1 tRNA gene and 1 rRNA gene are annotated in these 340 nt (G+C 43.2%); both read right to left on the minus strand.

Going from position 1 to position 340, the window contains the following annotated elements:
• Nucleotides 1-73, minus strand: a 5S ribosomal RNA gene (gene rrf / locus Q0791_RS25110); the annotation flags it as partial.
• Between the two features lie 24 nt (nucleotides 74-97).
• Nucleotides 98-173 (minus strand) — tRNA-Thr (locus Q0791_RS25115).
• Nucleotides 174-340: the final 167 nt, after the last annotated feature.

Raw genomic sequence — 340 nt, forward strand, 5'->3', positions numbered from 1 at the left:
CATCGGCGCGATTGCGTTTCACTTCTGAGTTCGGAATGGGATCAGGTGGGACCACAATGCTATGGTTTCCAGACAAATTCTTTAATTTTCATGTTAGTGGTGCTGATACCCAGAATCGAACTGGGGACCTCATCCTTACCAAGGATGCGCTCTACCGACTGAGCCATATCAGCAAAATTGTCAATTTTATCTATGAGTCTTATGTGAATATTCACTGCATCTAGATAATTTTTTATCTTACTTTTTCTAAAAAAGTAAGCATCAAAGTGGCGCCTGGAAATGACCTACTCTCACATGGGGAGACCCCACACTACCATCGGCGCGATTGCGTTTCACTTCT

The sequence above is a fragment of the uncultured Shewanella sp. genome (assembly GCF_947495455.1).
GTDB lineage: Bacteria > Pseudomonadota > Gammaproteobacteria > Enterobacterales > Shewanellaceae > Shewanella.